This window comes from Microbacterium hatanonis (assembly GCF_008017415.1).
GTDB classification, from domain to species: Bacteria; Actinomycetota; Actinomycetes; order Actinomycetales; family Microbacteriaceae; genus Microbacterium; species Microbacterium hatanonis.
Map to the genome: position 1 here is coordinate 910170 of NZ_VRSV01000001.1, position 26202 is coordinate 936371.

General features: G+C 69.6%; 25 protein-coding genes. 18 read left to right on the forward strand and 7 right to left on the reverse strand.

All coding sequences use genetic code 11. From position 1 onward, the window contains the following. Positions 1-19 precede the first annotated feature (19 nt). The 4 genes from FVP77_RS04280 to FVP77_RS04295 all read left to right on the forward strand — a co-directional run bounded on the left by FVP77_RS04280 (position 20) and on the right by FVP77_RS04295 (position 2746). Complete coding sequence (locus FVP77_RS04280) at positions 20-247, forward strand: response regulator (protein WP_147893395.1); 228 nt, start codon at positions 20-22, stop codon at positions 245-247. Further along, positions 244-879, forward strand: coding sequence for a CYTH domain-containing protein (locus tag FVP77_RS04285; RefSeq protein ID WP_147893396.1), 636 nt, complete (start codon positions 244-246; stop codon positions 877-879). The genes FVP77_RS04280 and FVP77_RS04285 overlap by 4 nt, the downstream gene beginning before the upstream one ends. Positions 880-921: 42 nt before the next feature. Then, a complete protein-coding gene (locus FVP77_RS04290; RefSeq protein WP_147893397.1) occupies positions 922-1287 on the forward strand; it encodes a bleomycin resistance protein in 366 nt (121 codons plus the stop codon). An 82-nt stretch (positions 1288-1369) separates the two neighbouring features. Further along, positions 1370-2746: an HNH endonuclease signature motif containing protein gene (locus FVP77_RS04295; RefSeq protein WP_147893398.1), complete on the forward strand. Its 1377-nt coding sequence runs from the start codon at positions 1370-1372 to the stop codon at positions 2744-2746. Positions 2747-2868: 122 nt separating this feature from the next. On the opposite strand, the gene lpdA is transcribed toward FVP77_RS04295, so the two are convergent. Next, a complete protein-coding gene (gene lpdA, locus FVP77_RS04300) occupies positions 2869-4266 on the reverse strand; it encodes a dihydrolipoyl dehydrogenase (RefSeq protein ID WP_147893399.1) in 1398 nt (465 codons plus the stop codon). 9 nt (positions 4267-4275) lie between these two features. Then, positions 4276-4941, reverse strand: a complete 666-nt coding sequence (locus FVP77_RS04305; RefSeq protein WP_246133964.1) for a copper resistance CopC family protein — start codon at positions 4939-4941, stop codon at positions 4276-4278. An 82-nt stretch (positions 4942-5023) separates the two neighbouring features. Between FVP77_RS04305 and FVP77_RS04310 the strand changes: the two genes are divergently transcribed. The 3 genes from FVP77_RS04310 to FVP77_RS04320 all read left to right on the forward strand — a co-directional run bounded on the left by FVP77_RS04310 (position 5024) and on the right by FVP77_RS04320 (position 6867). Further along, the gene (locus tag FVP77_RS04310) at positions 5024-5524 is read left to right on the forward strand and encodes an FHA domain-containing protein (protein ID WP_147893401.1); all 501 of its coding nucleotides are present in this window, start codon (positions 5024-5026) and stop codon (positions 5522-5524) included. Next, complete coding sequence (gene ftsR, locus FVP77_RS04315; RefSeq protein ID WP_147893402.1) at positions 5524-6213, forward strand: transcriptional regulator FtsR; 690 nt, start codon at positions 5524-5526, stop codon at positions 6211-6213. The genes FVP77_RS04310 and ftsR overlap by 1 nt, the downstream gene beginning before the upstream one ends. Before the next feature lie 108 nt (positions 6214-6321). After that, the gene (locus FVP77_RS04320) at positions 6322-6867 is read left to right on the forward strand and encodes a MerR family transcriptional regulator (RefSeq protein WP_116648396.1); all 546 of its coding nucleotides are present in this window, start codon (positions 6322-6324) and stop codon (positions 6865-6867) included. A 150-nt stretch (positions 6868-7017) separates the two neighbouring features. On the opposite strand, the gene FVP77_RS04325 is transcribed toward FVP77_RS04320, so the two are convergent. Then, on the reverse strand, positions 7018-7827 hold the full coding sequence (locus FVP77_RS04325; RefSeq protein ID WP_147893403.1) for a ParA family protein: 810 nt from the start codon (positions 7825-7827) through the stop codon (positions 7018-7020). A gap of 74 nt (positions 7828-7901) precedes the next feature. On the opposite strand from FVP77_RS04325, the gene FVP77_RS04330 reads away from it, so the two are divergent. The 3 genes from FVP77_RS04330 to def are packed head-to-tail and all read left to right on the forward strand — an operon-like array spanning position 7902 to position 13723. Continuing rightward, the gene (locus FVP77_RS04330; RefSeq protein WP_147893404.1) at positions 7902-11309 is read left to right on the forward strand and encodes a pyruvate carboxylase; all 3408 of its coding nucleotides are present in this window, start codon (positions 7902-7904) and stop codon (positions 11307-11309) included. 48 nt (positions 11310-11357) lie between these two features. Continuing rightward, the gene (locus FVP77_RS04335; protein ID WP_246133965.1) at positions 11358-13229 is read left to right on the forward strand and encodes a MinD/ParA family ATP-binding protein; all 1872 of its coding nucleotides are present in this window, start codon (positions 11358-11360) and stop codon (positions 13227-13229) included. Between the two features lie 2 nt (positions 13230-13231). Beyond that, positions 13232-13723 carry a peptide deformylase gene (gene def, locus FVP77_RS04340; RefSeq protein ID WP_147893406.1) on the forward strand — a complete coding sequence of 164 codons (492 nt, stop codon included), beginning with the start codon at positions 13232-13234 and terminating at the stop codon, positions 13721-13723. A 91-nt stretch (positions 13724-13814) separates the two neighbouring features. Here def and FVP77_RS04345 read toward each other — a convergent pair whose 3' ends face one another. After that, positions 13815-15641 carry an AMP-dependent synthetase/ligase gene (locus FVP77_RS04345; RefSeq protein ID WP_147893407.1) on the reverse strand — a complete coding sequence of 609 codons (1827 nt, stop codon included), beginning with the start codon at positions 15639-15641 and terminating at the stop codon, positions 13815-13817. Positions 15642-15779: 138 nt separating this feature from the next. Here FVP77_RS04345 and FVP77_RS04350 point away from each other — a divergent pair, with 138 nt between their 5' ends. From FVP77_RS04350 to FVP77_RS04360, 3 genes are read left to right on the forward strand one after another with little or no spacing between them, the layout of a single operon-like run. Then, on the forward strand, positions 15780-16715 hold the full coding sequence (locus FVP77_RS04350; RefSeq protein ID WP_147893408.1) for an ROK family glucokinase: 936 nt from the start codon (positions 15780-15782) through the stop codon (positions 16713-16715). A 2-nt stretch (positions 16716-16717) separates the two neighbouring features. Then, positions 16718-17431 carry a lysophospholipid acyltransferase family protein gene (locus FVP77_RS04355; protein ID WP_147893409.1) on the forward strand — a complete coding sequence of 238 codons (714 nt, stop codon included), beginning with the start codon at positions 16718-16720 and terminating at the stop codon, positions 17429-17431. Between the two features lie 9 nt (positions 17432-17440). Then, positions 17441-18778 (forward strand): class II 3-deoxy-7-phosphoheptulonate synthase, encoded by a 1338-nt coding sequence (locus FVP77_RS04360; RefSeq protein WP_147893410.1) that lies wholly within the window; start codon positions 17441-17443, stop codon positions 18776-18778. A 124-nt stretch (positions 18779-18902) separates the two neighbouring features. On the opposite strand, the gene pknB is transcribed toward FVP77_RS04360, so the two are convergent. Together pknB and FVP77_RS04370 are read right to left on the reverse strand one after the other, a co-directional pair. Continuing rightward, positions 18903-20855, reverse strand: coding sequence for a Stk1 family PASTA domain-containing Ser/Thr kinase (gene pknB / locus FVP77_RS04365; protein ID WP_147893411.1), 1953 nt, complete (start codon positions 20853-20855; stop codon positions 18903-18905). A gap of 85 nt (positions 20856-20940) precedes the next feature. Beyond that, entirely contained in the window at positions 20941-21843 is a 903-nt protein-coding gene (locus FVP77_RS04370) for a LysM peptidoglycan-binding domain-containing protein (protein ID WP_246133966.1), read from the reverse strand. Positions 21844-21985: 142 nt separating this feature from the next. Between FVP77_RS04370 and FVP77_RS04375 the strand changes: the two genes are divergently transcribed. Beyond that, on the forward strand, positions 21986-22327 hold the full coding sequence (locus FVP77_RS04375) for an Rv2175c family DNA-binding protein (RefSeq protein WP_147893413.1): 342 nt from the start codon (positions 21986-21988) through the stop codon (positions 22325-22327). Between the two features lie 13 nt (positions 22328-22340). Here the strand turns inward: FVP77_RS04375 and FVP77_RS04380 are convergent, their stop codons facing one another. Next, the gene (locus FVP77_RS04380) at positions 22341-23438 is read right to left on the reverse strand and encodes a polyprenyl synthetase family protein (RefSeq protein ID WP_246133967.1); all 1098 of its coding nucleotides are present in this window, start codon (positions 23436-23438) and stop codon (positions 22341-22343) included. 63 nt (positions 23439-23501) lie between these two features. Between FVP77_RS04380 and FVP77_RS04385 the strand changes: the two genes are divergently transcribed. The 4 genes from FVP77_RS04385 (at position 23502) to ftsL (ending at position 26199) form a co-directional block, all read left to right on the forward strand. Next, positions 23502-23888 (forward strand): DUF3040 domain-containing protein, encoded by a 387-nt coding sequence (locus tag FVP77_RS04385; RefSeq protein WP_147893414.1) that lies wholly within the window; start codon positions 23502-23504, stop codon positions 23886-23888. A gap of 255 nt (positions 23889-24143) precedes the next feature. Then, positions 24144-24575 (forward strand): division/cell wall cluster transcriptional repressor MraZ, encoded by a 432-nt coding sequence (gene mraZ, locus FVP77_RS04390; protein WP_147893415.1) that lies wholly within the window; start codon positions 24144-24146, stop codon positions 24573-24575. Between the two features lie 101 nt (positions 24576-24676). Continuing rightward, complete coding sequence (gene rsmH, locus FVP77_RS04395) at positions 24677-25630, forward strand: 16S rRNA (cytosine(1402)-N(4))-methyltransferase RsmH (RefSeq protein ID WP_147893416.1); 954 nt, start codon at positions 24677-24679, stop codon at positions 25628-25630. After that, positions 25627-26199 carry a cell division protein FtsL gene (ftsL, locus tag FVP77_RS04400; protein ID WP_121151775.1) on the forward strand — a complete coding sequence of 191 codons (573 nt, stop codon included), beginning with the start codon at positions 25627-25629 and terminating at the stop codon, positions 26197-26199. Before rsmH ends, ftsL begins: the two co-directional genes overlap by 4 nt. Positions 26200-26202 lie beyond the last annotated feature (3 nt).

Genomic DNA, 26202 nt, shown 5'->3' on the forward strand with positions numbered 1-26202 from the left:
TCGGACTACGCTGGGCGACATGGCACTTGCACGACTGACTGGCGGGCCGCTCGACGGCCAGGTGATCCCCCTCGAAGACGACGTCGACGACTCGCTCATCGTCCCCTACGGCGAGGGCCAGCTGGTCTACCGCCGCGGCGGCGAGCTCGAGAACACGGGCGACAGCGACGGACCCACCGAGGCCGTCTTCACCTACGCCGAAGCGACCCAGGACATCAACCCGAACGAAGACGGACGAGACGATTGAGTGCGCCGGCCTCGTCCGAACCCACGCGTTCGATCGAGGTCGAGCGCACGTACGACGTGTCGGCCGAGACCCCGCTTCCCGATTGGTCGCGCCTGCCCGGCGTCGCTCGCGTCGGTGACGCGGAGATCCGCGAACTGGACGCGCGCTATTTCGATACCGCGGCCCTCGATCTCGCCCGCGCCCGGGTCGCCGTCCGCCGCCGCGAGGGCGGCCCTGACGCCGGCTGGCATGTGAAGGCATCCGTCGCCGACGGGCGCTCCGAGTGGGGATGGCCGCTGGGAAACGGCGACGAGACCACTGTTCCGCCCGAGATCGTCGACGCGGTGGCTCACTGGGCCGAACCTCCGTTCTCTCTCCTCGCCCGCATCCGCAACACGCGCACGGCCTACGCTCTGCGCGACACCGAGGGCGGGCTGGTGGCGGAGTTCGTCGACGATCGCGTGCGCGGCCGTGACGAGCGCGGGGAACGCGACACCGCCTGGCGGGAGTGGGAGATGGAACTCGGCCCCGCCGCCCCCGACGCGCCCGCTGATCGCGAGGCGTTCTTCGCCGCGGTCGACGCGGCCGTGGCAGCCGTCGGCGGCGGGCCCGCCGCATCCGACTCCAAGCTCGGTCGCGTACTCGGACACTGATCCGACCCGGGAGCGTGGCGACCGGGTCGCTAGGCTTCCGACGTGGCCGATCACGCGATGCCCAACCTGCCGTCACGCGACTTCGACGCGACCGTGACCTTCTACGGCGCGTTCGGTTTCGGTACGCACTTCCGCGACGACGGCTGGTTGATCCTCCGTCGAGGTTCGCTGCAGCTGGAGTTCTTCCCCTTCCCCGACCTGGTGCCCGAGCAGAGTTCGTTCATGTGCAGCGTGCGCGTCGACGACGTCGATGGGTTGCACCGCGCGATTCGGGAGTCCGGAGTCGAGGAGCGAAGCACCGGAGCACCGCGGCTGATGCCGGTGCGGATGCAGCCCTGGGGTCTGCGCGCGGGGGCCTTGATCGATGCGGACGGGACTCTGCTGCATCTCATCGAGAACGGTGCGTGACGCCACCGATTCGAGGTCGCTGTTATCCCCACTGCCCCTGTGAGTCCCGGCGAGTGTCGTAGGTTTGTTCTAGTATGTGAGCATGCTCGATAACGATGGCGCTCCGTTCGACGGTGAGGCGCGGCGCGGTGCCGATGGCCTCCCGGCGACCGGGGCAGTCGAGTCGTGGTTCGAGGAGCGGGAGTGGTTCGACGCGGACGGCGATCCTGTCGCGGCGGGGCGTGACGGGTTGGATGCGGTGTCTGATGTGTCGACGTTGATGTCGGTGTTCGCCGCGCAACGGTTCGAGCGGGTGGAGAGTCTGCGTCGGGAGGCGGTGGCCGAGGCTGCGGTGTTCCGGGGGAAGACGACGGAGATCGTGATGCGGTCCCTGCGCCTTGAGCTTGCGACGGTGTTGCAGGTCACGGAGTACATCGCAGAGCGGATGCTGGGCACCGCGGATGGTCTCGTGAACCGGTACCCGTTGATGCTCGACGCACTGTCGCACGCGCGGACGACGGAGCGGCACGCGGACGTGTTCGTGGAGCTGGTCGACCGGGTGGAGCCCGAGCTGCGCGAGCAGGTCGTGCCGCTCGCCGTCGACCTCGCCACCACACACGCGCTCGGGTCATTCCGCCGGTTGCTGCGCAAGCTCGTGGACACGGTGCGGGCGGCGACGCTCAGTGAGCGGCACGCGGAGGCGATCCGGGAGCGGCGGGTGGTGGTGCAACCCGGGGAGGACGGGATGAGCTGGGTGATGCTCTACACCTCCGCGGTGAAAGCCCACGCGGTTCACAACCGCGCGACCGCGATCGCGAACGTCCTCGCCGAGCGGGAAGGCGAGGAACGCACCCTCGACGAGTTGCGCGCGGATGTGATGGTCGACCTCCTCGTCGACGGCGACGTCCCGGCCCACCCCGACGCGGCCCGCGGAATCCGCGCGACGGTCGCGGTCACCGTCCCCGCACTGTCGCTGCTCAATGACGAGCACGCGAACACGGCCCCGGCGGTGGTGGAGGGGGTCGGGCCGATCCCCATCGACCACGCCCGGGAGCTGTGCGGTGGCGCGGGCGGGTGGATGCGGGTGCTCACCCACCCGGAGACGGGGATGGTGCTCTCCGTGGGACGTGACCAGTACCGCACGCCCGCACCGCTCCGGAGACTCGTGGAGTGGCGGGCCGAGACCTGCATGGCACCCGGATGCGGGACCCCCGCCCGCCGGTGCCAGATCGACCATCAACTCGCGTGGGAACACGGCGGCACCACGGAACTATCCAACCTCGCGCCCCTGTGCGTCGGACACCACACGATCAAGCATCACGGTGGGTGGAGGGTCACCCAGATCCCCGACAGTGGCGGATCCCTCGAATGGACATCCCCCGGCGGAAGACGATTCGCCGTGCAACCCGAACGGAAAGTCCCCGTCTTCCGACCCGCACCCGACAACGATCACCCACCCGAATCCACCGCACCCTTCTGACCCGCACCCTTTTGACCCGCACCTCGGGCTCGCGCCCTTCCCGCCTGCATGCGCGGGCGGAAAAACACCGCGACGCCGCCCCCGGCTTCGAATCGGGGCGGCGTCGCGGTTGTGTTTCAGTGTCAGATATTGATCATGTGTCCCGCAAGACCGTGGAACGCCTCCTGCACCGCCTCCGACAGGGTCGGGTGGGTGTGGACGTTGCGGGCGGCCTCGAGGGCGGTGAGGTCCCACTTCTGCGCGAGCGTGAGCTCGGGGAGGAGCTCCGACACGTCGGGTCCGATGAGGTGACCACCGAGCAGCTCGAGGTGCTCGGCGTCGGCGATGAGCTTCACGAAGCCGATGGGCTCGCCGAGGCCGTTCGCCTTGCCATTGGCCGAGAAGGGGAACTTCGCGACCTTGACGTCGTGACCGGCGTCGCGTGCCTGCTGCTCGGTGAGCCCGAAGCTCGCGACCTGCGGAGAGCAGAACGTCGCGCGCGGCATCATGCGGTAGTCGCCGAGCGTCTGAGTCTCGGCCTTTCCGATGGTCTCGGCGGCGACGACGCCCTGCGCCTCGGCCACGTGCGCGAGCTGCAGCTTCGCGGTGACGTCGCCGATCGCGTAGATGTGCGGCACGTTGGTGCGCATGTAGTCGTCGATCGCGATCGCGCCGCGCTCGGTGAGTTCGACACCCGTCTTATCGAGACCGAAGCCCTCGACGCGGGGCGCGAAACCGATGGACATGAGCACGCGGTCGGCGTCGATGGAGCCCTGGGCGCCGTCCTTGCCGGTGTACGTGACGGTGACCTTGTCGCCGGAGTCGACCACGGTCTCGACCTTGGTGGAGGTGAGGATGTCGACGCCGTACTTCTTGTACTGCTTCTGGATCTCCTTCGAGACCTCGGCGTCCTCGTTGGGGAGGGCGCGGTCGAGGAACTCGATGATCGTCACCTTGACGCCGTAGTTCGTCAGCACGTAGGCGAACTCCATGCCGATCGCACCGGCACCGACGACGACGATCGATTCGGGCAGGTCGCGGTTGAGGATCTGCTCCTCGTACGTCACGACGTTCTTGCTGAGCGTCACGCCCGGCAGGAGGCGCACGGTCGAACCGGTCGAGATGATCGCGTTGTCGAAGGTGACCTTCTCGGTCGATCCGTCGGCCTTCGCGACCTCGATGCTGTTCGCATCGAGGAAGGTGCCGCGGCCCTCGTACTCGGTGACCTTGTTCTTCTTCATCAGGTAGTGGATGCCCTTCACGTGGGTATCCGCGACCTTGCGGCTGCGGTCCCAGGCCACGCCGAAGTCGAACGAGACATCGCCCGAGATCCCGAACAGATCCGCCTGCGAGTGGAAGGTGTGAGCGAGGTCGGCGTTGCGGATGAGAGCCTTCGAGGGGATGCAGCCCACGTTGAGGCAGACACCGCCCCAGTACTTCTCTTCGATGATCGCGGTGGACAGTCCGAGCTGGGCGCTTCGCACTGCCGCGACATACCCGCCGGGGCCCGCGCCGAGGATGACGACGTCGTAATGAGGCATGGTTCCAGCCTAGTCGTCGGTCGTCGGCCGGTCGCCCGTCGAGCCCCCGCCGCTGCGGCCCCGGGGACGCAGAACGAGCAGGTACAGCACGACGCCGATCACGGCGAGCACGATGACGACCCCGATGATCCAGGGGAGCGGGCTCGAGGCGGATGCTTCGCTGTCGGGGGCGGTCGTCGTGGTCGGTTCGCTCGTCTCCGCCGGCGTCATGGTCGTCATCGTCGGCTCGGGCGTCTCGGACGCACTGGTCTCGGTCGGTGCGGAGGTCGGGGTCGCGGGTGCGTCGACCGTGAACGCGAACTCGCCCGAGATGGGGTGTCCGTCGCTCGAGACGACGCGCCAGATCACGGCGATCGGGCCGGATGCCGCGCCCGTCAGCGCCTGCGTGACATTGACACCGTCGACGACCGCCGCGCCGTCGATGAGCGACGTGCCCGCAGCATCCGTCACCTCGACCACGTTCGAGCCGCCGTCGCCGAGCAGTTCGGCGCTGAAGGAGAGGGTGATCTCCGTCGGCAGCGCCGTGAGCACGGCGTCGGCCGCCGGGTCGGTCGAAACGAGCTGGTCGTGCGCGAAAACGGGCGACGCGGGAGCGAACACGGCGAACAGGGCGAGGACGGCCGCGGCCACCGCGAACGGTGCACGACGACGGGTGCGCGTAGGAGAGGAAGTCACCCGACCAGCGTATCCGGGGTGCCTGTGCGGGTCTCTGGACACTACTGTCATCCGATAAGGTTTGGGGAGCGAAGGAGGACCTGTGGACGAGACCCGTCGACCCGAGCCGGAGGACGTGCGCCGCGGCTCCGACCCGAGCGCTTCCGAGCGACTCCCGCACGACATGACGCAGACGTTCGGACACGACTCCGACCTGTCGTTCATCCCCTTCGGTGCCGACCTCAGCGAGGCCGAGCTCGAGGCGATCGGGGCGCTCCCCTCGCGGGCCGCCCTGCTGATCGTCCGCTCCGGCCCGACGGCGGGGGCGAGGTATCTGCTCGACACCGACGTCACGACCGTCGGACGCCACCCCGAGGCCGACATCTTCTTCGACGACGTCACAGTCTCGCGCCGGCACTCGGAGATCACCCGCGAGGGCACCCGCTTCGACATCGTCGATCAGCGCTCGCTCAACGGCACCTACGTGAACGGCGAACGCGTCGACCGCGCGGTGCTGGTGAACGGTGCCGAGGTGCGCATCGGCAAGTTCCGTCTCAACTTCTTCGTCTCGCCCGCCGACCTGCAGCAGGCGGCCGACGCCTGATGCCCGCCGCATCCGCCCGTGGCAGGTCCACGGCGACCGCGGGCCTCCTCAGCATCGGCCAGGTGCTCGCGCGTCTGACTCCCGACTTCCCTGCGCTCACGTCGAGCAAGCTCCGCTTCCTCGAGGTGCAGGGGATCATCACCCCGACGCGCACCGACTCGGGATATCGGAAGTTCTCGGCCGCCGACCTCGAGCGACTTCGCCTGGCTCTCACCCTGCAGCGCGACCACTACCTGCCGCTGTCGGTGATCCGCGACTATCTCGCCGATGTCGACGCCGGTCGCGAGCCCGCCTCGCCGTCGTCGGTGCCCTCAATCGTCCCCGCGCCGCGTCGATACCGCCGCGACGAGCTGCTCTCGGCGGCCGGCGCCGCACCCCAGCTGCTCAACGACGCGATCTCGACCGGCGTCATCGTGGGAGCGGACTCGTACACCGAGCAGACCGTGACCCTGCTGAGGGCCCTCGTCGCGCTCGATCGCCACGGCATCGAGCCCCGACACATGCGGTCGCTGCGCCAGAGCGCGGAACGCGAGGCGACGCTGATCGAATCGGCCCTGTCGGCGCTCCTGCGCCGCACCGACACGGCCTCTCGGGCGCGCGCGAACGAACTCGCGCCCGAGCTCGCCAAGCGCCTCGACGAGGTGCGAGCGATCTTCGTCCGCGGGGCGATCGATCGCCTGCTGTCGTGATGTTCCCGTGACCTTCGCGACACGCCGGGGCTCGGCGAGCGGATGTCATTGCCGGAGGGTCGGGGCTGTTCTAGCGTGGGGAGAGATCACATGAGGAGGCACGACGGCATGAACGCTGGCGACGCTGTCGGAGAGCCTGGTTTCTCGGCGGAACTCCTCTTCACCGACGGTCTTCCCGGTCTCGACGACGAGGTGGGGTACCGCGGAGCGGTGGCCGCCCGTGCCGCCGGCATCACCTACCGTCAGCTCGACTACTGGGCGCGCACCGAGCTCGTCGAGCCCACCGTCCGCGGTGCGAGCGGCTCGGGTTCGCAGCGCCTCTACGGCTTCCGCGACATCCTCGTGCTCAAGCTCGTGAAGCGGCTTCTCGACACCGGAATCTCGCTCCAGCAGATCCGCACGGCCGTGGAGCAGCTTCGCGCATCGGGCATTCGCGATCTCGCCGGTACGACGCTCATGAGCGACGGCGCCTCGGTCTACCTGTGCACGTCGAACGACGAGGTCATCGACCTCGTCAGCCGCGGGCAGGGTGTCTTCGGCATCGCGGTCGGCAAGGTGCTGCGCGAGGTCGAGACGACGCTCATCGACTTCGATGCCACCGTGATCGATCCCGTCGACGAGCTCGCCGCTCGTCGCACCAAGCGCACCGCGTAAGACGGCGCCGCCCATCTCGGTGCGCCGGGGCACCGGCCGACGGCGTCGCGCTGGTGGTCGATGGTGTCGCGCCAGTGGTCGATGGCGGCGCGTGACCGAGCGTGCGGCGGGGCGCGTCGAAGCGCGTCCCGCGCGTAGAGCTGCCGCGCGTCAGGCGCGCGCGTCGCCGGGAATCGGGATACGGCCGGTGCGCATGATGCGGTCGAGGAGGGCGTCAAAGTCGGCCGCGAGTTCCTGCGCCGAATCGCCCGGCCACACGTGCAGCGGCTTCGCTGCACCCTGGGCCTGCTGCAGCGATGTGCGCTCGGGCAGCTGAGGGTTCAGCACGAGAGGGCCGAACATGTCGCGCAGTTCCTTGATGCGGAACTGGTGCTCGATCGACTGGGGGCGCACGCGGTTGACGACCACACCGAGCGGCTGGAGGCGGGGGGAGAGGCCCCGGCGGATCTCCTCGATCGCACGCAGTGCGCGGTCGGCGGCGGCGACGGAGAAGAGCCCGGGTTCGGTCACCACGATCACGCGGTCGGACGCCGCCCACGCGGTGCGCGTCAGAGCATTGAGCGACGGCGCGCAGTCGATGAGGACGAGGTCGTAGTCGGCCTCGATCGTCGCGAGCGCCTCCTCGAGCTTCCACACGTCGCGGACGCTCGGGTGCGGACCGTCGAAGTTGATCGCCGACGGGCTGCCGATGAGGACGTCGATGGTTCCCGGGTGGACCTTGGCCCAACCCGACGACGTGATCGCCTGACGGACGACCTTCTCCCGCGGATTGGCGAGGACGTCGGCGACATTGAGGCGTCCCGCGACCTGGATGTCCATGCCGGTGGAGACATCCGACTGGGGATCGAGATCCACGACGAGGGTGCGGACACCACGCGCGAACGCTGCTGAGGCGAGCCCGAGCGTCACGGTGGTCTTGCCGACCCCACCTTTGAGCGAGCTGACCGAGAGAACGTGCACGATCCCCTACGTTACCGTCCCCTAGGCTGTGAGCACACTTTGCCCCCTTAGGTCGTCTGCTCAGTGAGGTGCGAATGTTCCGGAAGATCCTCGTCGCCAACCGTGGGGAGATCGCCATCCGCGCGTTCCGCGCGGCGTATGAAGTCGGCGCACGCACCGTTGCGGTGTTCCCCTACGAAGACCGCAGTTCTCTGCATCGGCTCAAGGCCGACGAGGCGTATCTGATCGGGGAGCGGGGTCATCCCGTGCGCGCCTACCTCGACGTGGCGGAGATCATCCGCGTGGCGAAGGAGTCGGGCGCCGACGCGATCTACCCGGGTTACGGCTTCCTCTCCGAGAACCCCGACCTTGCCGAGCAGGCCGCCGCGAACGGCATCGCCTTCATCGGTCCTCCGGCCGCGGTGCTGGAGATGGCGGGCAACAAGGTCACGGCGAAGCACCACGCGATCTCCGCGGGCGTTCCCGTGCTGCGATCGACCGAAGCATCCGACGACATCGACGCGCTCGTCGCTCAGGCGGGCGACATCGGATTCCCCCTGTTCGCCAAGGCGGTCGCCGGAGGCGGCGGACGAGGGATGCGCCGTGTGGCGGATGCGGCGGAGCTCGCGCCGGCGCTGGCGGAGGCCATGCGCGAGGCGCAGAGCGCCTTCGGCGACGCGAGGATGTTCCTCGAGCAGGCCGTGCAGCGGCCTCGCCACATCGAGGTGCAGATCCTCGCCGATCAGGCGGGAGAGACGGTGCACCTGTTCGAGCGCGACTGCTCGGTTCAGCGGCGTCACCAGAAGGTCATCGAGATCGCCCCCGCCCCGAACCTCGACGAGGGCATCCGCGACGATCTGCACCGCTACGCCGTGGCCTTCGCCCGGTCGATCGGCTACCAGAACGCCGGCACCGTCGAGTTCCTGCTCGAGACCACGGGCCCCCGCGCCGGCGAGGTCGTCTTCATCGAGATGAACCCGCGCATCCAGGTCGAGCACACCGTGACCGAGGAGGTCACCGACGTCGACCTCGTGCAGTCGCAGATGCGGATCGCCGCCGGGCAGACCCTCATCGACCTCGGCCTCACGCAGGGCGAGATCCGCCTGCGCGGCGCCGCCCTCCAGTGCCGCATCACCACCGAGGACCCCACGCAGGGGTTCCGTCCCGACACCGGCAAGATCACGACGTACCGCTCTCCCGGCGGCGCCGGCATCCGCCTCGACGGCGGAACGACCGCGGCCGGATCGCAGGTCAGCCCCCACTTCGACTCGATGCTCGCCAAGCTCACGTGCCGTGGGCGCGACTTCGGCGCCGCGGTCGCACGCGCGCGCCGTGCCCTCGCGGAGTTCCGCATCCGCGGTGTCTCCACGAACATCCCCTTCCTCCAGGCCGTGCTCGACGACCCGGCCTTCGTCGCCGGCGACGTGAGCACGTCGTTCATCGACGAGCGCCCGGAGCTGCTGCGCGGACGCGAGTCGAAGGACCGCGGCACGAAGATGCTGAACTGGCTCGTCGACGCCACGGTCAACCGACCGAACGGGCAGAACCCGCTGTCGGTCGACCCCCGCTCCAAGCTCCCCGCCCTCGATCTGCTCAGTCCGGCCCCCGCCGGGTCGCGCCAGCGCCTGCAGGAGCTCGGCCCCGCCGGATTCGCTCGGGCGCTGCGCGAACAGACCGCTCTCGCCGTCACCGACACCACGTTCCGCGACGCCCACCAGTCGCTCCTGGCGACACGGGTGCGCACGAAGGACCTCGTTACGGTGGCGCCGTACGTGGCGCGACTGACGCCGCAGCTGCTCTCGGTCGAGGCATGGGGCGGCGCGACCTACGACGTGGCGCTGCGCTTCCTCGGCGAAGACCCGTGGGAGCGTCTCGACGCCCTGCGCGCGGCTCTTCCGAACGTCGCCCTGCAGATGCTGCTGCGCGGGCGCAACACGGTCGGCTACACGCCGTACCCGTCCGAGGTCACCGACGCGTTCGTGGCCGAGGCCGCAGCATCCGGCGTCGACATCTTCCGCATCTTCGACGCGCTCAACGACGTGTCGCAGATGCGCCCCGCGATCGATGCGGTGCTCGAGACCGGCACGGCCGTCGCCGAGGTCGCCGTCTGCTACACCGGCGACCTGCTCGACCCCGCCGAGTCGCTGTACACGCTCGACTACTACCTCGGCCTCGCAGAGCAGATCGTCGACGCCGGCGCCCACGTGCTCGCGATCAAGGACATGGCCGGCCTGCTGCGACCTGCCGCGGCCTCACGTCTCGTCACCGCGCTGCGCGAGCGCTTCGACCTGCCGGTGCACGTGCACACGCACGACACGGCCGGCGGCCAGCTCGCGACGCTCCTGGCGGCCTCCGCGGCCGGAGCGGACGCCGTCGACGCGGCCGCCGCGCCCCTGTCGGGCACCACGAGCCAACCGTCGCTGTCAGCGCTGGTGGCAGCGATGGCCCACACCGAGCGCGATACGGGATTGAGCCTGGAGGCCGTCTCCGACCTCGAGCCGTACTGGGAGGCCGTGCGGCATCTGTACGGCCCGTTCGAGTCGGGCCTCCCCGGCCCCACCGGTCGGGTGTACCGCCACGAGATCCCGGGCGGTCAGCTGTCCAACCTCCGCCAGCAGGCGATCGCCCTCGGCCTGGCCGACGACTTCGAACTGATCGAGGACATGTACGCGGCCGCGAACGCGATCCTCGGCCGCGTGCCGAAGGTGACCCCCTCGTCGAAGGTGGTCGGCGATCTGGCGCTGCACCTCGCCGCGGTGCGGGCCGACCCCGCCGACTTCGAGGCGAACCCCGGGAAGTACGACGTGCCCGACTCCGTCGTGGGCTTCATGGCCGGCGAACTCGGCGACCTTCCGGGAGGGTGGCCCGAGCCGTTCCGCACGAAGGTGCTCGCCGGACGCGATGTGAAGATCGGCGTCACCCCGCTGACGCCCGAGCAGTCCGCCGCGCTCGACGGTGCGTCCGCCGAGCGGCGTGCCGCGTTGAACACGCTGCTCTTCCCCGGACCGACGAAGATCTTCCGCGACATGCGCGATGCCTACGGCGACCTGAGCGTGCTCGACACCCCCGACTACCTCTACGGACTCGTCGCCGGAGCGGAGCACGTCGTCGAGATCGAGAAGGGCGTTCAGCTCTTCGTCGGACTCGAAGCGATCGGCGAGGCCGACGACAAGGGCATGCGCACCGTCATGACGACCCTCAACGGACAGCTGCGTCCGGTGTTCGTGCGCGACCGGTCGATCGAGGTCGACGTGCGGCAGGCGGAGAAGGCCGACACGACTCGACCGGGTCAGGTCGCCGCTCCCTTCTCGGGCGTGGTCACGCTGAAATCCGCCGAGGGCGACAAGGTCGAGGCGGGCCAGGCGGTCGCGTCGATCGAGGCGATGAAGATGGAGGCTGCGATCACCGCACCCGTCGCGGGAGTGGTCGAACGTCTCGCCGTGGGGTCGCCTCAGCAGGTCGACGCCGGAGACCTTTTGGTCGTGATCCGTCCCGCGCAGTAACCTGAGGGGATGGGCGCTCGCGCCCGATCCCCGTTTGGAGTACCCGCAGTGACGCTCGATCGACACGACGAGAACCCGCCAGAAGACGCCGAACACGGTGTCCTCTCCGACACCGGCAGTCTCGACTCCGCCGGAATCGGCCTTCTCGGAACCCCCACGGCGCAGTTGCGCGTCGTCCTCCCCGTCGGCTCCGGCGACGATGACCTCGACGACGACGACGTGATCGGCGACGAGATCCGGATCGACGAGATCCCCACCGGCGAGATCCTCGTCGAGGAGCTGCCGGCCGCCGAGACCGTCGACGCCGAAGAGATCCACGACGCAGAAGAGATCCACGACGCAGAAGAGATCCACGACGCAGAAGAGATCCACGACGCCGAGGTCATCGACGACGAGCACGCTGCCTTCGACGCATCCGGCCACGCCGACGTCGACGACGGGTCCGAGGCGCGCTGGTCCGAGCCCGCGGAGTCCGAGGCGACGATCGAGGTCGACGAGATCGAGGCCGACGACGACTCCGAGACCGCGGACGATGTCGACGCCGTCGCCGAGACGGATGCGGAGGAGGCGGATGCTTCCGAAGCGCCCGTCGAGCCGCAGCCGGAGGCCGTGGTCGTCGAGCGCGCGGACGCGACCGAGGAGCGCGCGGACTCGTCGGCGGAAGCCGAAGAATCAGCTGCCGCCGCGCCCGCCGCTGCCGCCGCGCCCGCCGCTGCTGCCGCGCCCGCCGAAGCGCCCACCGCCGCGGCCGAATCCGTCGAGAGTCCGGTCGTGCCGGCGCCCGCCGCCGCCGTCGCGGTCTCCGCGGCGCCGCTCGCTCCGCGCACCGGCAGCGTTCCGACCACCCGTCGCGAGGCGAACAACACCGGCGCGCACCCGCGCATCGACCGCGAGCACGCGTCGGAGCGCATCGCCACGCGCGAGCCCGAGGTGACGCTGGCCTCGAAGCGACTGGGGGAGTTCGACGGCAGTCGCGAGAGCTCCGATCTGCTCACGCCCGATCGTCTGCTCGACCCGTCGCAGCTCTCCCGCCCCGAGCCCGAGGGGCTCTGGCAGCAGCTCGTCTATTCGATCTCCGGCCACCGCATCAACCTCGGCGACGGTCCGAAGGCTCGTGCGCGCAAGGAGCTGGATCGACTGATCTCCGCGCCCCTGTCGGGCGGGGCGCGCTTCATCCCCGTGCTCTCCCGCAAGGGCGGAGTCGGCAAGACCACGATCACGGCGCTCCTCGGGATGGCCCTCGCCGACGCCCGCGACGACCGGGTCATCGCCGTCGACGCGAACCCCGACCGCGGGACCCTCGCCGACCGCATCTCGCGCACCAGTTCGCGCACGGTGCGAGACCTCGTGCGCGGCCGGGCCGACGTCACCGGCTACGCCGACATCTCGGCCCTGGTCGCCCGAGACGAGACCCGGCTCGACGTGCTCTCGTCCGACGCCGACCCGCGGGTGTCCGAGGCGTTCAACGACCGCGACTACCGCGATGTCGCGGAACTCGCCGCCCACTACTACTCGCTCGTCCTGACCGACACGGGTACCGGCATCGTCCACTCCGTGATGGGGGCGACCCTCGACCTCGCCGACCAGCTCGTGATCGTCGCCGGACTCAGCGTCGACGAGGCGCGCCTCGCGTCCGAGACGCTGACCTGGCTCGAGACCAACGGCTACGCGCGGCAGGCGCGGGAGGCGGTCGTCGTGCTCAACAACGCCCGCCCCGGTGCGCCGCTGGTGCGCGAGAGCGAACTGGAAGGGCACTTCCGCACCCGCGTGCGGTCGGTGGTGCGCGTTCCGTACGACACCGCCATCGGCACGGGCAGCGCCATCGTGTTCCGCGACCTGCAGCCCGCGACGCGCAAGGCCGCGCGCGAGCTCGCGGCCGCCGTCATCGGCGGCCTCCGCGCCGCCCCCGAGGCCGCCTGACCATGCCCATCCGCACGATCCGCCTCTTCGGCGACCCCGTTCTCCGCGCCCCGAGTGTTCCGATCGACGAGATCGACGACGGCATACGCGCTCTCGTCGACGACCTGGTCGAGGGCGTTGCCCTGCCGAATCGCGCGGGGCTCGCCGCTCCGCAGATCGGCGTCGGGCTCCGCGCGTTCAGCTACAACGTCGACGGCGAGATCGGCTACATCCTCAATCCCGTCCTGGTCGAGACCCGCGGCGAGCCCGAGCTCGTCGGCGAGGGCTGCCTGTCGATCCCCAACGTCTGGCACGAGGCACTCCGTCACCCCTACGCCCGGGTCGTCGGCATCGACGTCAACGGCGACGAGCTCGTCCTGGAGGGCGAGGGGCTCATGGCACAGGCGCTCCAGCACGAGACCGATCACCTCGAGGGGATGCTGTTCATCTCCCGCCTTCCGCCGGAGACGCGCCGCCAGGCGATGCGCGAGATCCGCGAATCCGACTGGTTCTGACGCGTCCGCGCACGAGACACCATTTCCGGCCGAAACGCACCGCCTGGCGGTGGGTCTCGGCCGGAACGTGTGTCTCAGCGGATGCTGACGCTCACGCCAGCGAGATGTTCGTGGTGTTGACGGGCGTGGCGTAGAGCTCCTCGATCTCGTCGGCGAAATCCCCGACGATGACGTTGCGCTTGATGCTCATCTTCGGCGTGAGGTGACCGCTCGCCTCGGTCCACTCGATCGGCAGGATCGTGAACTTGCGGATCGACTCGGCGCGCGACACGTGCGCGTTGGCGGCGTCGATCGCCCGCTGCACCTCGGCGCGGACGGCCTCGTGCTGCGCCGCGTCCGTCAACGCGAGATCGGCGGGCAGTCCGTTGTTGCCGAGCCAGGTGGGCAGCATCTCGGGGTCGAGCGTGATGAGGGCCGAGATGAACGGCTTCTGATCGCCGACGACGACGACCTGACCGACGATCGGGTTGGCACGGATGGGGTCTTCGAGCACGGCCGGGGCGACGTTCTTGCCGCCGGCGGTGACGATGATCTCCTTCTTGCGGCCGGTGATGGTGAGGAATCCGTCGTCGTCGAACGCGCCGATGTCGCCGGTGCGGAACCAGTCGCCGTCGAACGCCTCGGCGGTCGCCTGCGGGTTGCGCCAGTACTCCTTGAACACGTTGATGCCGCGCACCTGGATCTCGCCCTCGCCGGTGAGGCGAACCCCGACGCCCGGCAGCGCGGGGCCGACGGTGCCGATCTTCGAGCGGGTGGCGAGGTTCACCGTCGCGGGCGCGGTGGTCTCGGTGAGTCCGTAGCCCTCGAGGATGACGACGCCCAGGCTGTGGAAGAAGTGGCCGAGGCGCGGGCCGAGCGGGGCGGACCCGCTCACGGCGTAGACCACGCGCCCGCCCATGGCCTCGCGCAGCTTGCTGTAGACGAGCTTGTCGAACAGGGCGAATCTGATCTTCAGTCCGAGCGGGATGCGCTTTCCGTCCTGCAGCAGCTGCGAGTGCTCGACGGCTGCCGCGGCGGCGGCACGGAAGATCTTGCCCTTGCCTCCGGCCTCGGCCTTCTGCTCGGCGGAGTTGTAGACCTTCTCGAACACGCGGGGGACGGCGAGGAGGTACGTGGGCTTGAACGACCCGAGCGCCGGAAGAAGCTGCTTCGTGTCGGGCTGGTGGCCGGTCTTCACCCCGGCGTGCACGTTGAGGATCGAGATGAAGCGCGCGAAGACGTGCGCCGTGGTGATGAACAGGAGCGTAGATGCCCCGGGGACGTCGACGACCTCGCGCAGCGCCTTGCCCGAGTTGCGCGACAGCTCCACGAAGTTGCTGTGGGTGAGCACGCAGCCTTTCGGGCGGCCGGTCGAGCCCGACGTGTAGATGAGGGTCGCGATGTCGTTGCCGTCGGCGAGGTTGCGACGGCGCTCGATCTCGTCGTCTTCGACGGTCGCACCCTGCGAGACGAGGCGGTCGAGGTCGCCACCGTGCATCGACCACACGTTGCGGAGGAGGGGGAGCTCGCCGCGGACCTCTTCGAGGCGGGCCGAATGATCGGAGGACTCGACGATGATCGCGATCGCGCCGGAGTCCGACAGGATCCACTGGATCTGCGCCGGCGAGCTCGTCTCGTAGACGGGCACCATGACGGCCCCGGCGAAGAAGAGCGCGAAATCGACGAGGGTCCAGTCGTACGTCGTGCGTGCGAGGAAGGCGACCTTGTCGCCGGGCTGGATGCCGACCGCCACGAAGCCTTTCGCCAGGGACACGACCTGGCGGTGGAAATCCCGGGCCGAGATGTCGCGCCATCCGGTGCCGTCGGGTACGGCGAACAGGGCACGGTCGGGGCTCGCGGCCACACGGTCGACGAGCAGATCGCTCACGTTCGCTTGCGGGTCTGCAGGGACGACGGGGGGTGCGTCGAACTGGATCACGGCAACTCCTTTGGTACCGGGCGGGTTTCGCTGGACGCTTCGAGTCTATCCGGAGGGTCTCCGGCATCATCCGAGGCCGCGCGCCTTGGCTAGACTTCACACGCCGTCGCGAGGGCGTCGGCCGGAAGGGACAACGAGGTGCTGAACGTCGGAATCGATATCGGCGGGACGAAGATCGCCGGAGGCGTCGTGGACGCCGAAGGCCGGATCGTCGAGAAACTCCGCGTCGACACCCCGATCGATGCCGAAGCTCTCCTGGACGCCGTCGTCGACATGGCTTCTCACTTCCGTCGCTCGCACCGCGTCGCCGGCATCGGCGTCGCCGCGGCGGGCTTCATCGACCGTGCGCGACGGACGGTCATCTACGCGCCCAATATCGACTGGCGCAACGAGCCGCTGCGCGCCCGGCTCGAGGCCCGCCTCGAAGCTCCCGTCACGATCGAGAACGATGCCAACGCGGCCGGCTGGGGCGAGTTCCGCTTCGGGGCCGGTCGGGGCGTCTCCGACATGGTCATGCTCACGATGGGCACGGGCGTCGGCGGAGCGATCGTGGCCGAGGGCAGCCTGTACCGGGGCGGCAACGGCATCGCCGCCGAACTCGGGCACATGCGATTCATCCGCGGCGGTCACCCGTGCGGCTGCGGGCAGAGCGGATGCTTGGAGCAGTACGCATCCGGCCGAGCACTGCAGCGCGAGGCTCTCGAGATCGCAGACGATCCCGCGATCGGAGCGGGCCTGGCTTCCCTGCGCGACGAGCAGGGGACGATCGAGGGTCCATCGATCTCTCGACTCGTGCTCGCCGGCGACCCCGGCGCCGTCGAAGCCCTCCGCCGCGTGGCGACCGCGCTCGGAGAGGCCTGCGGCGGTTTCCAGGCGGTGCTCGATCCTGAACTGTTCGTGATCGGCGGGGGAGTGGCGCAGCTCGGCGACGACCTCCTCGAGCCGGTGCGTCTGGCGTACGAGACATCGCTGCCGGGCTTCGGAGACCGACCCGTCGCCGACTTCGTGATCGCCCGTCTCGGCAACGACGCGGGGCTGATCGGCGTCGCCGACCTCGCGGGACGGGATCGCTGACGATGTTCTACTGGCTCATGAAGTACATCGTCATCGGACCCGTTCTGAAGGCGATCTTCCGGCCGTGGATCGTCGGGCGCCGCAACATCCCCGCCGAGGGTGCGGCCATCCTCGCAAGCAACCACCTCTCCTTCGCCGACTCGATCTTCCTGCCGCTCATGATCGACCGGCCGATGGCGTTCCTCGCCAAGAGCGACTACTTCACCGGCAAGGGCCTGAAGGGCTGGGCGACCCGCATCTTCTTCAAGGCCACCGGGCAGATCCCCATCGACCGGTCGGGCGGCAAGGCCTCCGAGGCGTCCCTCAACACCGGGCTGGCCGTCCTGGGTCGTAACGATCTCCTGGGCATCTACCCCGAGGGCACCCGCAGCCCCGACGGGAAGCTCTACCGCGGCCGGACGGGTCTTGCCCGTATGGCGCTGGAGGCGCGCGTACCCGTCGTCCCCGTCGTGATGGTCGATACCGACACGATCCAGCCGATCGGACAGCGCATCCCGCGCATCGGCCGAGTGGGCATCGTCATCGGAGAACCGCTGGACTTCTCCCGCTTCGCCGGGATGGAGGGCGACCGGTACATCCTGCGTTCGGTGACGGACGAGATCATGGTCGCTCTGCAGCGACTGGGCGAGCAGGAGTACGAGGACGTCTACGCCTCGACGGTGAAGGACAGACTCGCCGCCGCCCAGGCCGCAGCGACCCCCCTCTCGGCTCGCTAGACTTCAGGGATGCTCCCTCAGCTCGACGCACTCGATCACTGGCGTTCTCTGCCGATCAAGCAGCAGCCGCAGTGGTATGACGCCGACGCCGCCGCCGCAGCATCCGAAGAACTCGCCATCCTTCCTCCCCTCGTCTTCGCGGGCGAGGTCGACCAGCTCCGCGAGCGCCTCGGACGCGCGGCGTCGGGCAAGGCGTTCCTCCTCCAGGGCGGCGACTGCGCCGAGACCTTCGCCGGCGCGACCGCCGAGCAGATCCGCAATCGGATCAAGACGGTCCTGCAGATGGCCGTCGTGCTCACCTACGGCGCCTCGATGCCGGTCGTGAAGATGGGCCGCATGGCGGGCCAGTTCGCCAAGCCCCGCTCGAGCGACACCGAGACGCGCGGCGACGTCACGCTCCCCGCCTACCGCGGCGACATCGTCAACGGGTACGACTTCACCGAGGCATCGCGCCGGGCAGACCCCGCGCGACTGCTGAAGGGGTACCACACCGCCGCGTCGACGATCAATCTGATCCGCGCGTTCACTCAGGGCGGCTTCGCCGACCTGCGTGAGGTGCACAGCTGGAACCAGGGGTTCGCGAAGAACCCCGCCAACCAGCAGTACGAGCGCCTCGCGGGCGAGATCGATCGCGCGATCAAGTTCATGGAGGCGGCGGGCGCCGACTTCGACGAGCTCAAGCGCGTCGAGTTCTACACCGGCCACGAGGGCCTGCTCATGGACTACGAGCGCCCGATGACGCGGATCGACTCGCGCACCGGCACGCCGTACAACACCTCCGCGCACTTCGTGTGGATCGGTGAGCGCACGCGCGACCTCGACGGCGCGCACATCGACTACTTCTCGAAGATCCGCAACCCCATCGGCGTGAAGCTCGGTCCGTCGACCTCGCCCGAGACGGCGCTCGCGCTGATCGACAAGCTCGACCCCGAGCGCGAGCCCGGACGCCTGACGTTCATCACGCGCATGGGTGCGGGCAAGATCCGCGATGCCCTGCCGCCGCTCCTCGAGGCTGTCCGCGACTCCGGTGCGACGCCGCTGTGGGTCACCGATCCGATGCACGGCAACGGGATCACCACGCCCACCGGCTACAAGACCCGTCGTTTCGACGACGTCGTCGACGAGGTGCGCGGCTTCTTCGAGGCGCACCGCGCCGCGGGAACGTTCCCCGGCGGCATCCACGTCGAGCTCACCGGCGACGACGTCACCGAATGCCTCGGCGGCTCGGAGCACATCGACGAGGCGACCCTCGCGACGCGCTACGAAAGCCTCTGCGACCCGCGTCTGAACCACATGCAGAGCCTCGAGCTCGCGTTCCTCGTGGCCGAGGAGCTGGCGAAGATCTGACGCATAAGCCGACGTAGGACACGGCACGGAGGTCGGACGATACCGCGAGGATCGTCCTACCTCCGTGCCATTTCCTTCGCCGGGAACGGCGAACGGATGCCGCGCACGCAGCGCGCGCCGGCGCTCAGAGCGAAGCGGCGATGCGGATCGACACCTCGGTGCCCTTGACGCGCTGCGTGTCCGCCGCGGGAGTCTGGGACTCGACCTTGGTGAACGGGTCGGGGAAGGCGTCCCACCGGGTGTCGTACTCGAGGGTGAAGCCGGCGTTGGTGAGCGCGGACTTCGCCTGATCGCGGGTCATGCCGACGACGTTCGGGATCGGGAAGAGGGGCGGCCCCTTCGACACGATGAGCGTGACGGTCTCACCCGGGCGCCAGTTGCCGCCGTCGGTGCGGCCGGCCATGTCGATGACACGACCCTCGTCGACCGAGGTGCTGAAGTCTTCGCGGGTGTCGCCGGAGACGACGAGACCGGCCTGGGTCAGCGCCGACGTCGCATCTCCGATGCTGAGGCCGCGCACGTTGGGCACGGGGCCCTTCGAGACGAGAAGCGAGACGGTGTCGCCTTCGAGAGCGGCGCACCCGTCGGTGCACGGCACCGCCTCCCCGCCCGCGCGCGGGACGAGGGTGGCGCCGAGCACCGTGCCGGCATCGGCGTCGGTGAACTCCTCCGCCCGGTCGCCGACGGCGAGGTTCAGCGCGGTGATGATCCCGTTCGCCTCGTCGGCGGTGCGTCCGTTCAGCGACTCGACCTGCTGGGGCCGGGGTCCCTGCGAGACCTGTACAGAAACCGTCGACTCCTTGTCGAGGCGCGCGCCGGCTCCGGGGTCGGTGCCGACCACGACCCCCGCGGGGATGTCGATGTCGTAGACGTCCTGCTGCACGGCCACGAGCGATTGCGCCGCGATGGCGGCCTCGGCGTCGGCGAACGACCCGCCCTCCACGAAGGGCACCGCCACGAGCGAGCCCGGGCCGGAGCCGAACCACCATCCCGTGCCGGCGGCGAGGCCCGCGAGCAGGATCACGAGCGTGAAGAGCCAGGCGCCGCGAGCGGTGCGTCGTCGCGTCTTGCCGCGAAGGCGTGCCGCGTTGTCGATCTCGTCGACCGTGGCGGTCGGCCCGGTCGGCGTGGCCGCATTCGCCGGGAGCACCTTCGTGTAGCCGCCGGAGTCGAAGGCCTCGTCGTCGACGGCGGTGCCCACGGAGACGGCTCGGGCGACCTGGGGGGCCACCCCGAGCTCGCGCTCGATGTCGCGAAGGCGCTGGAGCATGACCGACGCGTCGGTGGGCCGATCGTCGGGCACCTTCTCTGTCGACCACAGCACGAGCTCGTCGAGCTGCTCGGGAACGCTGGGGTTCTTCGCGCTCGGACGGGGGACCGAGTCGGTCGCGTGCTGGAAGGCGATCTGCATGGGCTGCTCGCCCTTGTAGGGCTGCTCGCCGACGAGCATCTCGTAGAGGAGGATGCCGAGGGAGTAGATGTCGCTGCGCGCATCCGCAGTTCCGCGGGTGACGAGCTCGGGTGCGAGGTAGGCGATCGTTCCCATGAGCATGGCGCCGCTGGCGGTGTTCGCGGTCGTCGCGCGGGCGAGACCGAAGTCTCCGATCTTGATGCGGCCGTCTTCGGCGAGCAGCACGTTCTCGGGTTTCACGTCGCGGTGGACGATTCCGGCCCGGTGTGCCGCCGCCAGACCCGAGAGCACGGCGTCCATGATCGTGATGGTCTGCGGAACCGTCAGGCGCTTCTGCTCGCGCATGAGTTCGCGCAGCGTGATGCCGGGGAGGTACTCCATGACCAGGTAGGCCATCTCGCCGTCCTGGCCCTGATCGAAGACGTTGACCACGTGCGGATCCGCCAGGCGCGCGGCTGAGCGCGCCTCCTGGATGAACCGGCTCTGGAACACGGTGTCATCGCTCAGATGGCCGTGCATCACCTTCAGCGCGACCCTGCGCTCGAGTCGCATGTCGGTGGCCACGTACACGGTAGCCATACCGCCGCGCGCAATGCGCGCGCGAACCCGGTATCGGCCGTCGACGAGACGGCCGATCAGCGGGTCGGTCTGCTGACTCGTGCTCACGCTCAGAGTCTACGGAGCGGCTCCTGTGAGCCGGGGGAGCGGCTCACCGCCGTTATCCAGCTGTGCCCGAAGCGGATGCTGCGCATCACCGCAGTGCGGCGAGCCACAGGGCGGCGGGCGCCTCCCACTGCGCGTAACGCTCGGGGTAGGCCGAGATCTGCACGGCCTGTGCCGCGTCGGCATAGCTCATGGCCTCCCACCCGGCGATGTCGAGCAGCCCGCGGGTGCGCGTGCCGTTCGGATCGGAGGGGCCGCCATAGAACACCCGCACCGAGCGCGTCGGGTCGCTGACCTCGGCGGCCGACCCCCAGCCCATGCTCGGCCGCTGCTGGAACAGGCCCAGCGAGTCGCGGTCGCCCCAGTCGAGGTTCCGCAGCCACGACTCCTGCATCGCCGTGCCCAGGGCGATGGCGATCCCGCGGTCGGGCACGCCGAGCTCGCGACCCACCCGCACGATGACCTGTGCGTTGGCGACCTGCTCGGCGTCGAGTCCGTCGATGACCGGGGCCGCGGATGCAGCGGACGCGGTTCCCGCGGGCACGGCGATGACCTGCCCGGGGTAGATGATCGACGACCGGTCCAGCCCGTTCGCGGCGAGCACGGCGTCGGTGGTGGAGCCGTGGGTTCGGGCGATCCCGCTGATCGTGTCGCCCGCGCGGATCGTGTAGCCCGTGGCCGCGGGCGGCGAGGGAGTGACGGCCTCTGGGGCGGGGGCGGCCCCAACATCCGGGGCCCCCAACTGGATCTTCTGGCCGGGACGGATGATCGACGACCACCCGAGTCCGTTGGTGCGGAGCACTTCGGCCGTGGACAGGCCGTGGCGTGCCGCGATGCCGCTGACGGTATCGCCGGGGGCGACGGTGTACTCGGCGGCGTGGGCCGCCTCGGGGACGCTGGCGAGGGCTAGGGCACCGACGAGAGCGACGGGCAGGCCCGCGAGGGCGCCCTTCGATCCGCGATGGGCAGGGTGAGCGACAGGTCGACGCATGGGGGGGACATCCGTTCTTCCGACTCCGGGTACCGTGTCACGGATGTGTACGTGTGTCAACGGAAGTGACGCATGAGGCTGATGTGAAAGTCGTTGCCCGACCGCGGATGAGGACCGCGCGCGCGGATGAGATAGTGGCATCGTGAGCGGTGCGACCTTCGAAACGACCTGGCTGTCCCTTCCCGAACTGGTGGAGGCGACCGGCGAGACGCTCAGCCGCGTCCGCCGGATGCTCGACGAGCGTCAGCTCGTCGGCACGCGACGAGACGGCAAGCTCCTCGTCCCCTCGGTGTTCCTCGTCGACGGCGAGCCGCTCGGGTCGCTTCGCGGCACGCTGATCGTGCTGCACGATCGCGGATTCACCGACGACGAGGCGATCGAGTGGCTGCTCTCCCCGGAGGAGTCCATCGGCGTCTCGCCGATCGAGTCGCTGCTCGCCGGGCGCAAGAGCGAAGTGCGTCGCGTCGCGCAGTCGCTCGGCTGAACCCTGCTTCCGCTCAGGCGGACCGGGTCGTGGCCGCGCGAGCCAGATCGCGCAGCTCGCCGACCGCCGCATTGCCGAGGCGCGCGCCCGAGAGGGCGCGATCGGCGGTGCGTGCGTAGTCGGTGATCAGCTGCTCGACGCGGTCGAGCGCACCGGTCTCGACGATCGTCTGCTGCAGCGAGGCGATCTGCTCGTCGTCCAGAGTCGGATCGCCGATGAGCTCGTCGAACACCCGACGAGACCCCGCAGACAGGCCCTCCCGGGCGTACGCCACGAGCACGGTTCGCTTGCCCTCGCGCAGGTCGTCTCCCGACGGCTTGCCGGTCACGGCTGCGTCTCCGAAGACCCCGAGCACGTCGTCGCGCAATTGGAACGCCATCCCCACCGGGTGGCCGAACGCCGAGAGCGCGTCGCGCTGCTCCTCGTCGGCTTCGCCCAGGGCGGCCCCGATGAGCAACGGCTGCTGGATGCTGTACCGCGCCGACTTGAAGGATGCGACGCGCAGCGCGCGCTCCGCGTGGTGCTCGTCGGGCTGGCGGACGAACGCCGATTCCTCCGCGATGTCGAGGAACTGACCGATCGTGACGTCGCGGCGCATGCGCGCGTACTCGGCGCGGGCAGACGCCGCCGCCGCGGTCGGGCGGGTCGTGAGGCCCTCTTCGAGCAGATCGTCGCTCCACGCCACGAGCAGATCGCCCAGCAGGATCGCGCCGGAGCGGCCGAACGCCGCGGCGTCGCCGTGCCAACCCGATTCGCGGTGCACGGCCTCGAGGGCACGGTGGGTCGCGGGGCGTCCGCGACGGGTGTCGGAGTTGTCGATGATGTCGTCGTGCACCAGCGCGGCAGCGTGGAAGATCTCCAGCGACGCCGCCGCGGCGACGATGCCGTCGGGGTCGGATGCGGCCGGGCGCCCGCCGGCTTCGACGACGGCGCGCCAGCCGGTCAGGCAGAAACGGGCGCGGAGGCGCTTTCCACCGCGGAGCGCATCGGCGGCGACCTCGACGAAACGGCCCGCTTCGTCCCCCATCTCGTCGGAAGAGCGGGTCTGCGAACCCACGAAGTTGTCGAGTCGCTGGGAAACAGCCTCGATGGGATCCGGGGAGGGCAGCACGGGCCTAGCCTAGTGATCAGCGGCACGCGTACAATCGATGCCACGAGTACAAGAGGGGGATGCATGCCACTGTCAGAGCAGGAGCAGCGTCTGCTGGACGAGATGGAACGCCATCTCATGCGAAACGACGCCGATGTCGTCACGGCCCCTGGTCGTGCCCTCAGTTATCGGAACATCGTGTACGGCACGATCCTGGTGCTCGTCGGGATCGGCGCCCTCATCGCGGGCGTAGCGATCAACGTGCAGGCCGCGAGCATCGCGGTGGGTGTGATCGGCTTCGTCGTCATGCTCGGCGGAGTGATCCTCGCCGTCACGCCTCTTCGCGGGTCGGCCCCGTCGCCCAGTTCACCCGCCGCCGCCCCGTCGGCCGGCGCCTCGAAATCGCGAGCCGGCTCCTCGTTCATGGACCGGATGAATGATCGCTGGGATCGACGCAACGACCCCTCCTAATCCACCCTGAGAAACCCCGACTCCTCGGAGTCGGGGTTTTTTCTTTGCCCGGATGTCCCTCCACGATCCTCCACGGGCCCCCCGCGTCAGACCCCCGCCCCGGAACGGCGGGGGTCTGCGGCGTTCGAGGGCGCGCAGCATCCGCCTATCACATCGCCGGACTTCCCCGGAATATCGCCGAACATGATGGTGAAGTGGAGGAGAGTGGAGTAAAGTGGGGCTCACTTCGCAGGCCGGACGAAGGGGGGAGAGCGGATGCTGCTCGGCACGCACACCCCCAAGCTCGACGACAAAGGGCGCGTCATCCTTCCGGCGAAGTTCCGCGACGACCTGAGCGGCGGCGTCGTGGTCACTCGCGGCCAGGAGCGATGCCTCTACGTGTTCAGCGAGGCGGAGTTCGAGCGGGTGCACGAGCGCATCCGTGAGGCGCCGCTCAGCAACAAGCAGGCCCGCGACTTCCTGCGCATGTTCCTCTCGGGGGCCAGCGCGGAGAAGCCCGACAGCCAGAACCGGATCACGGTGCCGCCGGCACTGCGCACCTACGCCGGGCTCGAGCGCGAGCTCGTCGTGACCGGAGTCGGCGCGCACGCCGAGATCTGGAACGCCGACGCGTGGAACTCCTACGCCGAAGCGAACGAAGACACGTATTCCGAGATGGAGCAGGAGGTGATCCCGGGCTTGTTCTGATCCTCGGCCGTGATTCCCAGCCGCTCGCCCTGACGCACTTCCCCCGCGCCAGGTCGATGCGGAGGGGGATCAGGGTCCCGGATCACGAAGCCCTTCTTCCCATGGAAGCTCGCGATCTCCACACCCCCGTCCTCCTCGACCGCTGCGTCGAGCTCCTCGCCCCCGCTCTCGAGCGCGACGGAGCCGTCTTCGTCGATGCCACCCTCGGCATGGGAGGGCACTCCGAGGCGTTCCTCCAGCGCTTCCCGGGTGTCCGGCTCATCGGCCTCGACCGCGACACCGACGCACTGCGCATCGCCGGCGACCGCCTCGCGCCCTTCGGCGACCGCGTGACCCTGGTGCACACGGTCTACGACGGCATCGCCGAGGCGATCGCGTCGGCGGGCGTCGACCGCGTCGACGGGATCCTCTTCGACCTCGGCGTCTCGTCGCTGCAGCTCGACCTTGCCGACCGCGGCTTCGCCTACGCGCAGGACGCTCCGCTCGACATGCGGATGGACCAGAGCGGGGGAGTGACGGCGGCCGAGATCCTCGCGACCTACGGCGAAGGCGCGCTCCGGCGGATCTTCGAGCGCTACGGCGAGGAGAAGCTCGCCGCGCGCTACGCCCGTGCCATCATCGCCGCGCGGCAGCAGGAGCCGATCCTCCGATCCGGGCGTCTCGTCTCGATCCTCCACGACGCGACCCCCGCGGCCGTGCAGCGCGCGGGGCACCCCGCCAAGCGCGTCTTCCAGGCGCTGCGCATCGAGGTCAACCAAGAGCTCTCCGTGCTCGAACGGGCGCTGCCCGCCGCGCTCGACGCGCTCGCGGTGGGCGGGCGCATCGTCGTCATGGCCTATCAGTCGCTCGAAGACCGTCTGGTCAAGCACGTGCTGGCGGATGCTGCCGCCTCGACCGCCCCGCGCGGACTCCCCGTCGAGCTCCCCGAGCACACCCCCCGTTTCCGCCTGCTGGTGAAAGGGGCGGAGATCGCGAGCGACGAGGAACGCGCACGCAATCCCCGAGCCACACCGGTGCGTCTGCGCGCCGCCGAACGATTGAAGGAGGCCGCATGAGCGATCTCGCCTACGAGCTCTTCCCGGCCTCACCGCGCCGCGTCGAGAACCCCGAACGACGTCTGCGGCCTCTCGACGCGCCCCAGCGCCGTCGTCGTCCCAAGCTCGCGTACGGCATCATCGCCGTCGCCGGTGCCGTGGCGATCGCCCTGGCTCAGATGACGTTCTCGATCCTCACCACCCAGGGCACGTTCGAGGTCGCCGCACTCAACCAGCAGCAGCGCGACCTGAACTATGAGAAGCAGATGCTCTACGACGAGGTCGCCGGTCTCGGCTCGCCGCAGTACCTCGCCGCGAACGCGTCGGCACTGGGGATGGTGGTCGCCGACACCCCCTCCTACCTCCGCCTCAGCGACGGCGCCCTGATCGGGGCGGGGCAGCCCGCGTCGGGCACGTCCTCCGTCGATGCGATCGGTCGCGGGGCGGTGCAGAACGCCCTCATCGCCGACACCCCGCTCGTCACGGCGCCCGACGCCACGATCCAGGGAGCGCCCATGGCCGAATCGACGGGCGATTCCGCGACACCCCCGCCGATCGCCGACGGTCTGCCGACTCCGGCGACACGCTAGCCC

What these genes read in the sequence shown, in the direction of transcription:
- FVP77_RS04280 (WP_147893395.1), top strand. Translation starts at nt 20, where the DNA reads ATGGCACTTGCACGACTGACTGGCGGGCCGCTCGACGGCCAGGTGATC.
- FVP77_RS04295 (WP_147893398.1), top strand. Translation starts at nt 1,370, where the DNA reads ATGCTCGATAACGATGGCGCTCCGTTCGACGGTGAGGCGCGGCGCGGT.
- lpdA (WP_147893399.1), bottom strand. Translation starts at nt 4,266, where the DNA reads ATGCCTCATTACGACGTCGTCATCCTCGGCGCGGGCCCCGGCGGGTAT.
- ftsR (WP_147893402.1), top strand. Translation starts at nt 5,524, where the DNA reads ATGCCCGCCGCATCCGCCCGTGGCAGGTCCACGGCGACCGCGGGCCTC.
- FVP77_RS04320 (WP_116648396.1), top strand. Translation starts at nt 6,322, where the DNA reads ATGAACGCTGGCGACGCTGTCGGAGAGCCTGGTTTCTCGGCGGAACTC.
- FVP77_RS04330 (WP_147893404.1), top strand. Translation starts at nt 7,902, where the DNA reads ATGTTCCGGAAGATCCTCGTCGCCAACCGTGGGGAGATCGCCATCCGC.
- def (WP_147893406.1), top strand. Translation starts at nt 13,232, where the DNA reads ATGCCCATCCGCACGATCCGCCTCTTCGGCGACCCCGTTCTCCGCGCC.
- FVP77_RS04355 (WP_147893409.1), top strand. Translation starts at nt 16,718, where the DNA reads ATGTTCTACTGGCTCATGAAGTACATCGTCATCGGACCCGTTCTGAAG.
- FVP77_RS04360 (WP_147893410.1), top strand. Translation starts at nt 17,441, where the DNA reads ATGCTCCCTCAGCTCGACGCACTCGATCACTGGCGTTCTCTGCCGATC.
- FVP77_RS04370 (WP_246133966.1), bottom strand. Translation starts at nt 21,843, where the DNA reads ATGCGTCGACCTGTCGCTCACCCTGCCCATCGCGGATCGAAGGGCGCC.
- FVP77_RS04385 (WP_147893414.1), top strand. Translation starts at nt 23,502, where the DNA reads ATGCCACTGTCAGAGCAGGAGCAGCGTCTGCTGGACGAGATGGAACGC.
- mraZ (WP_147893415.1), top strand. Translation starts at nt 24,144, where the DNA reads ATGCTGCTCGGCACGCACACCCCCAAGCTCGACGACAAAGGGCGCGTC.
- rsmH (WP_147893416.1), top strand. Translation starts at nt 24,677, where the DNA reads ATGGAAGCTCGCGATCTCCACACCCCCGTCCTCCTCGACCGCTGCGTC.
- ftsL (WP_121151775.1), top strand. Translation starts at nt 25,627, where the DNA reads ATGAGCGATCTCGCCTACGAGCTCTTCCCGGCCTCACCGCGCCGCGTC.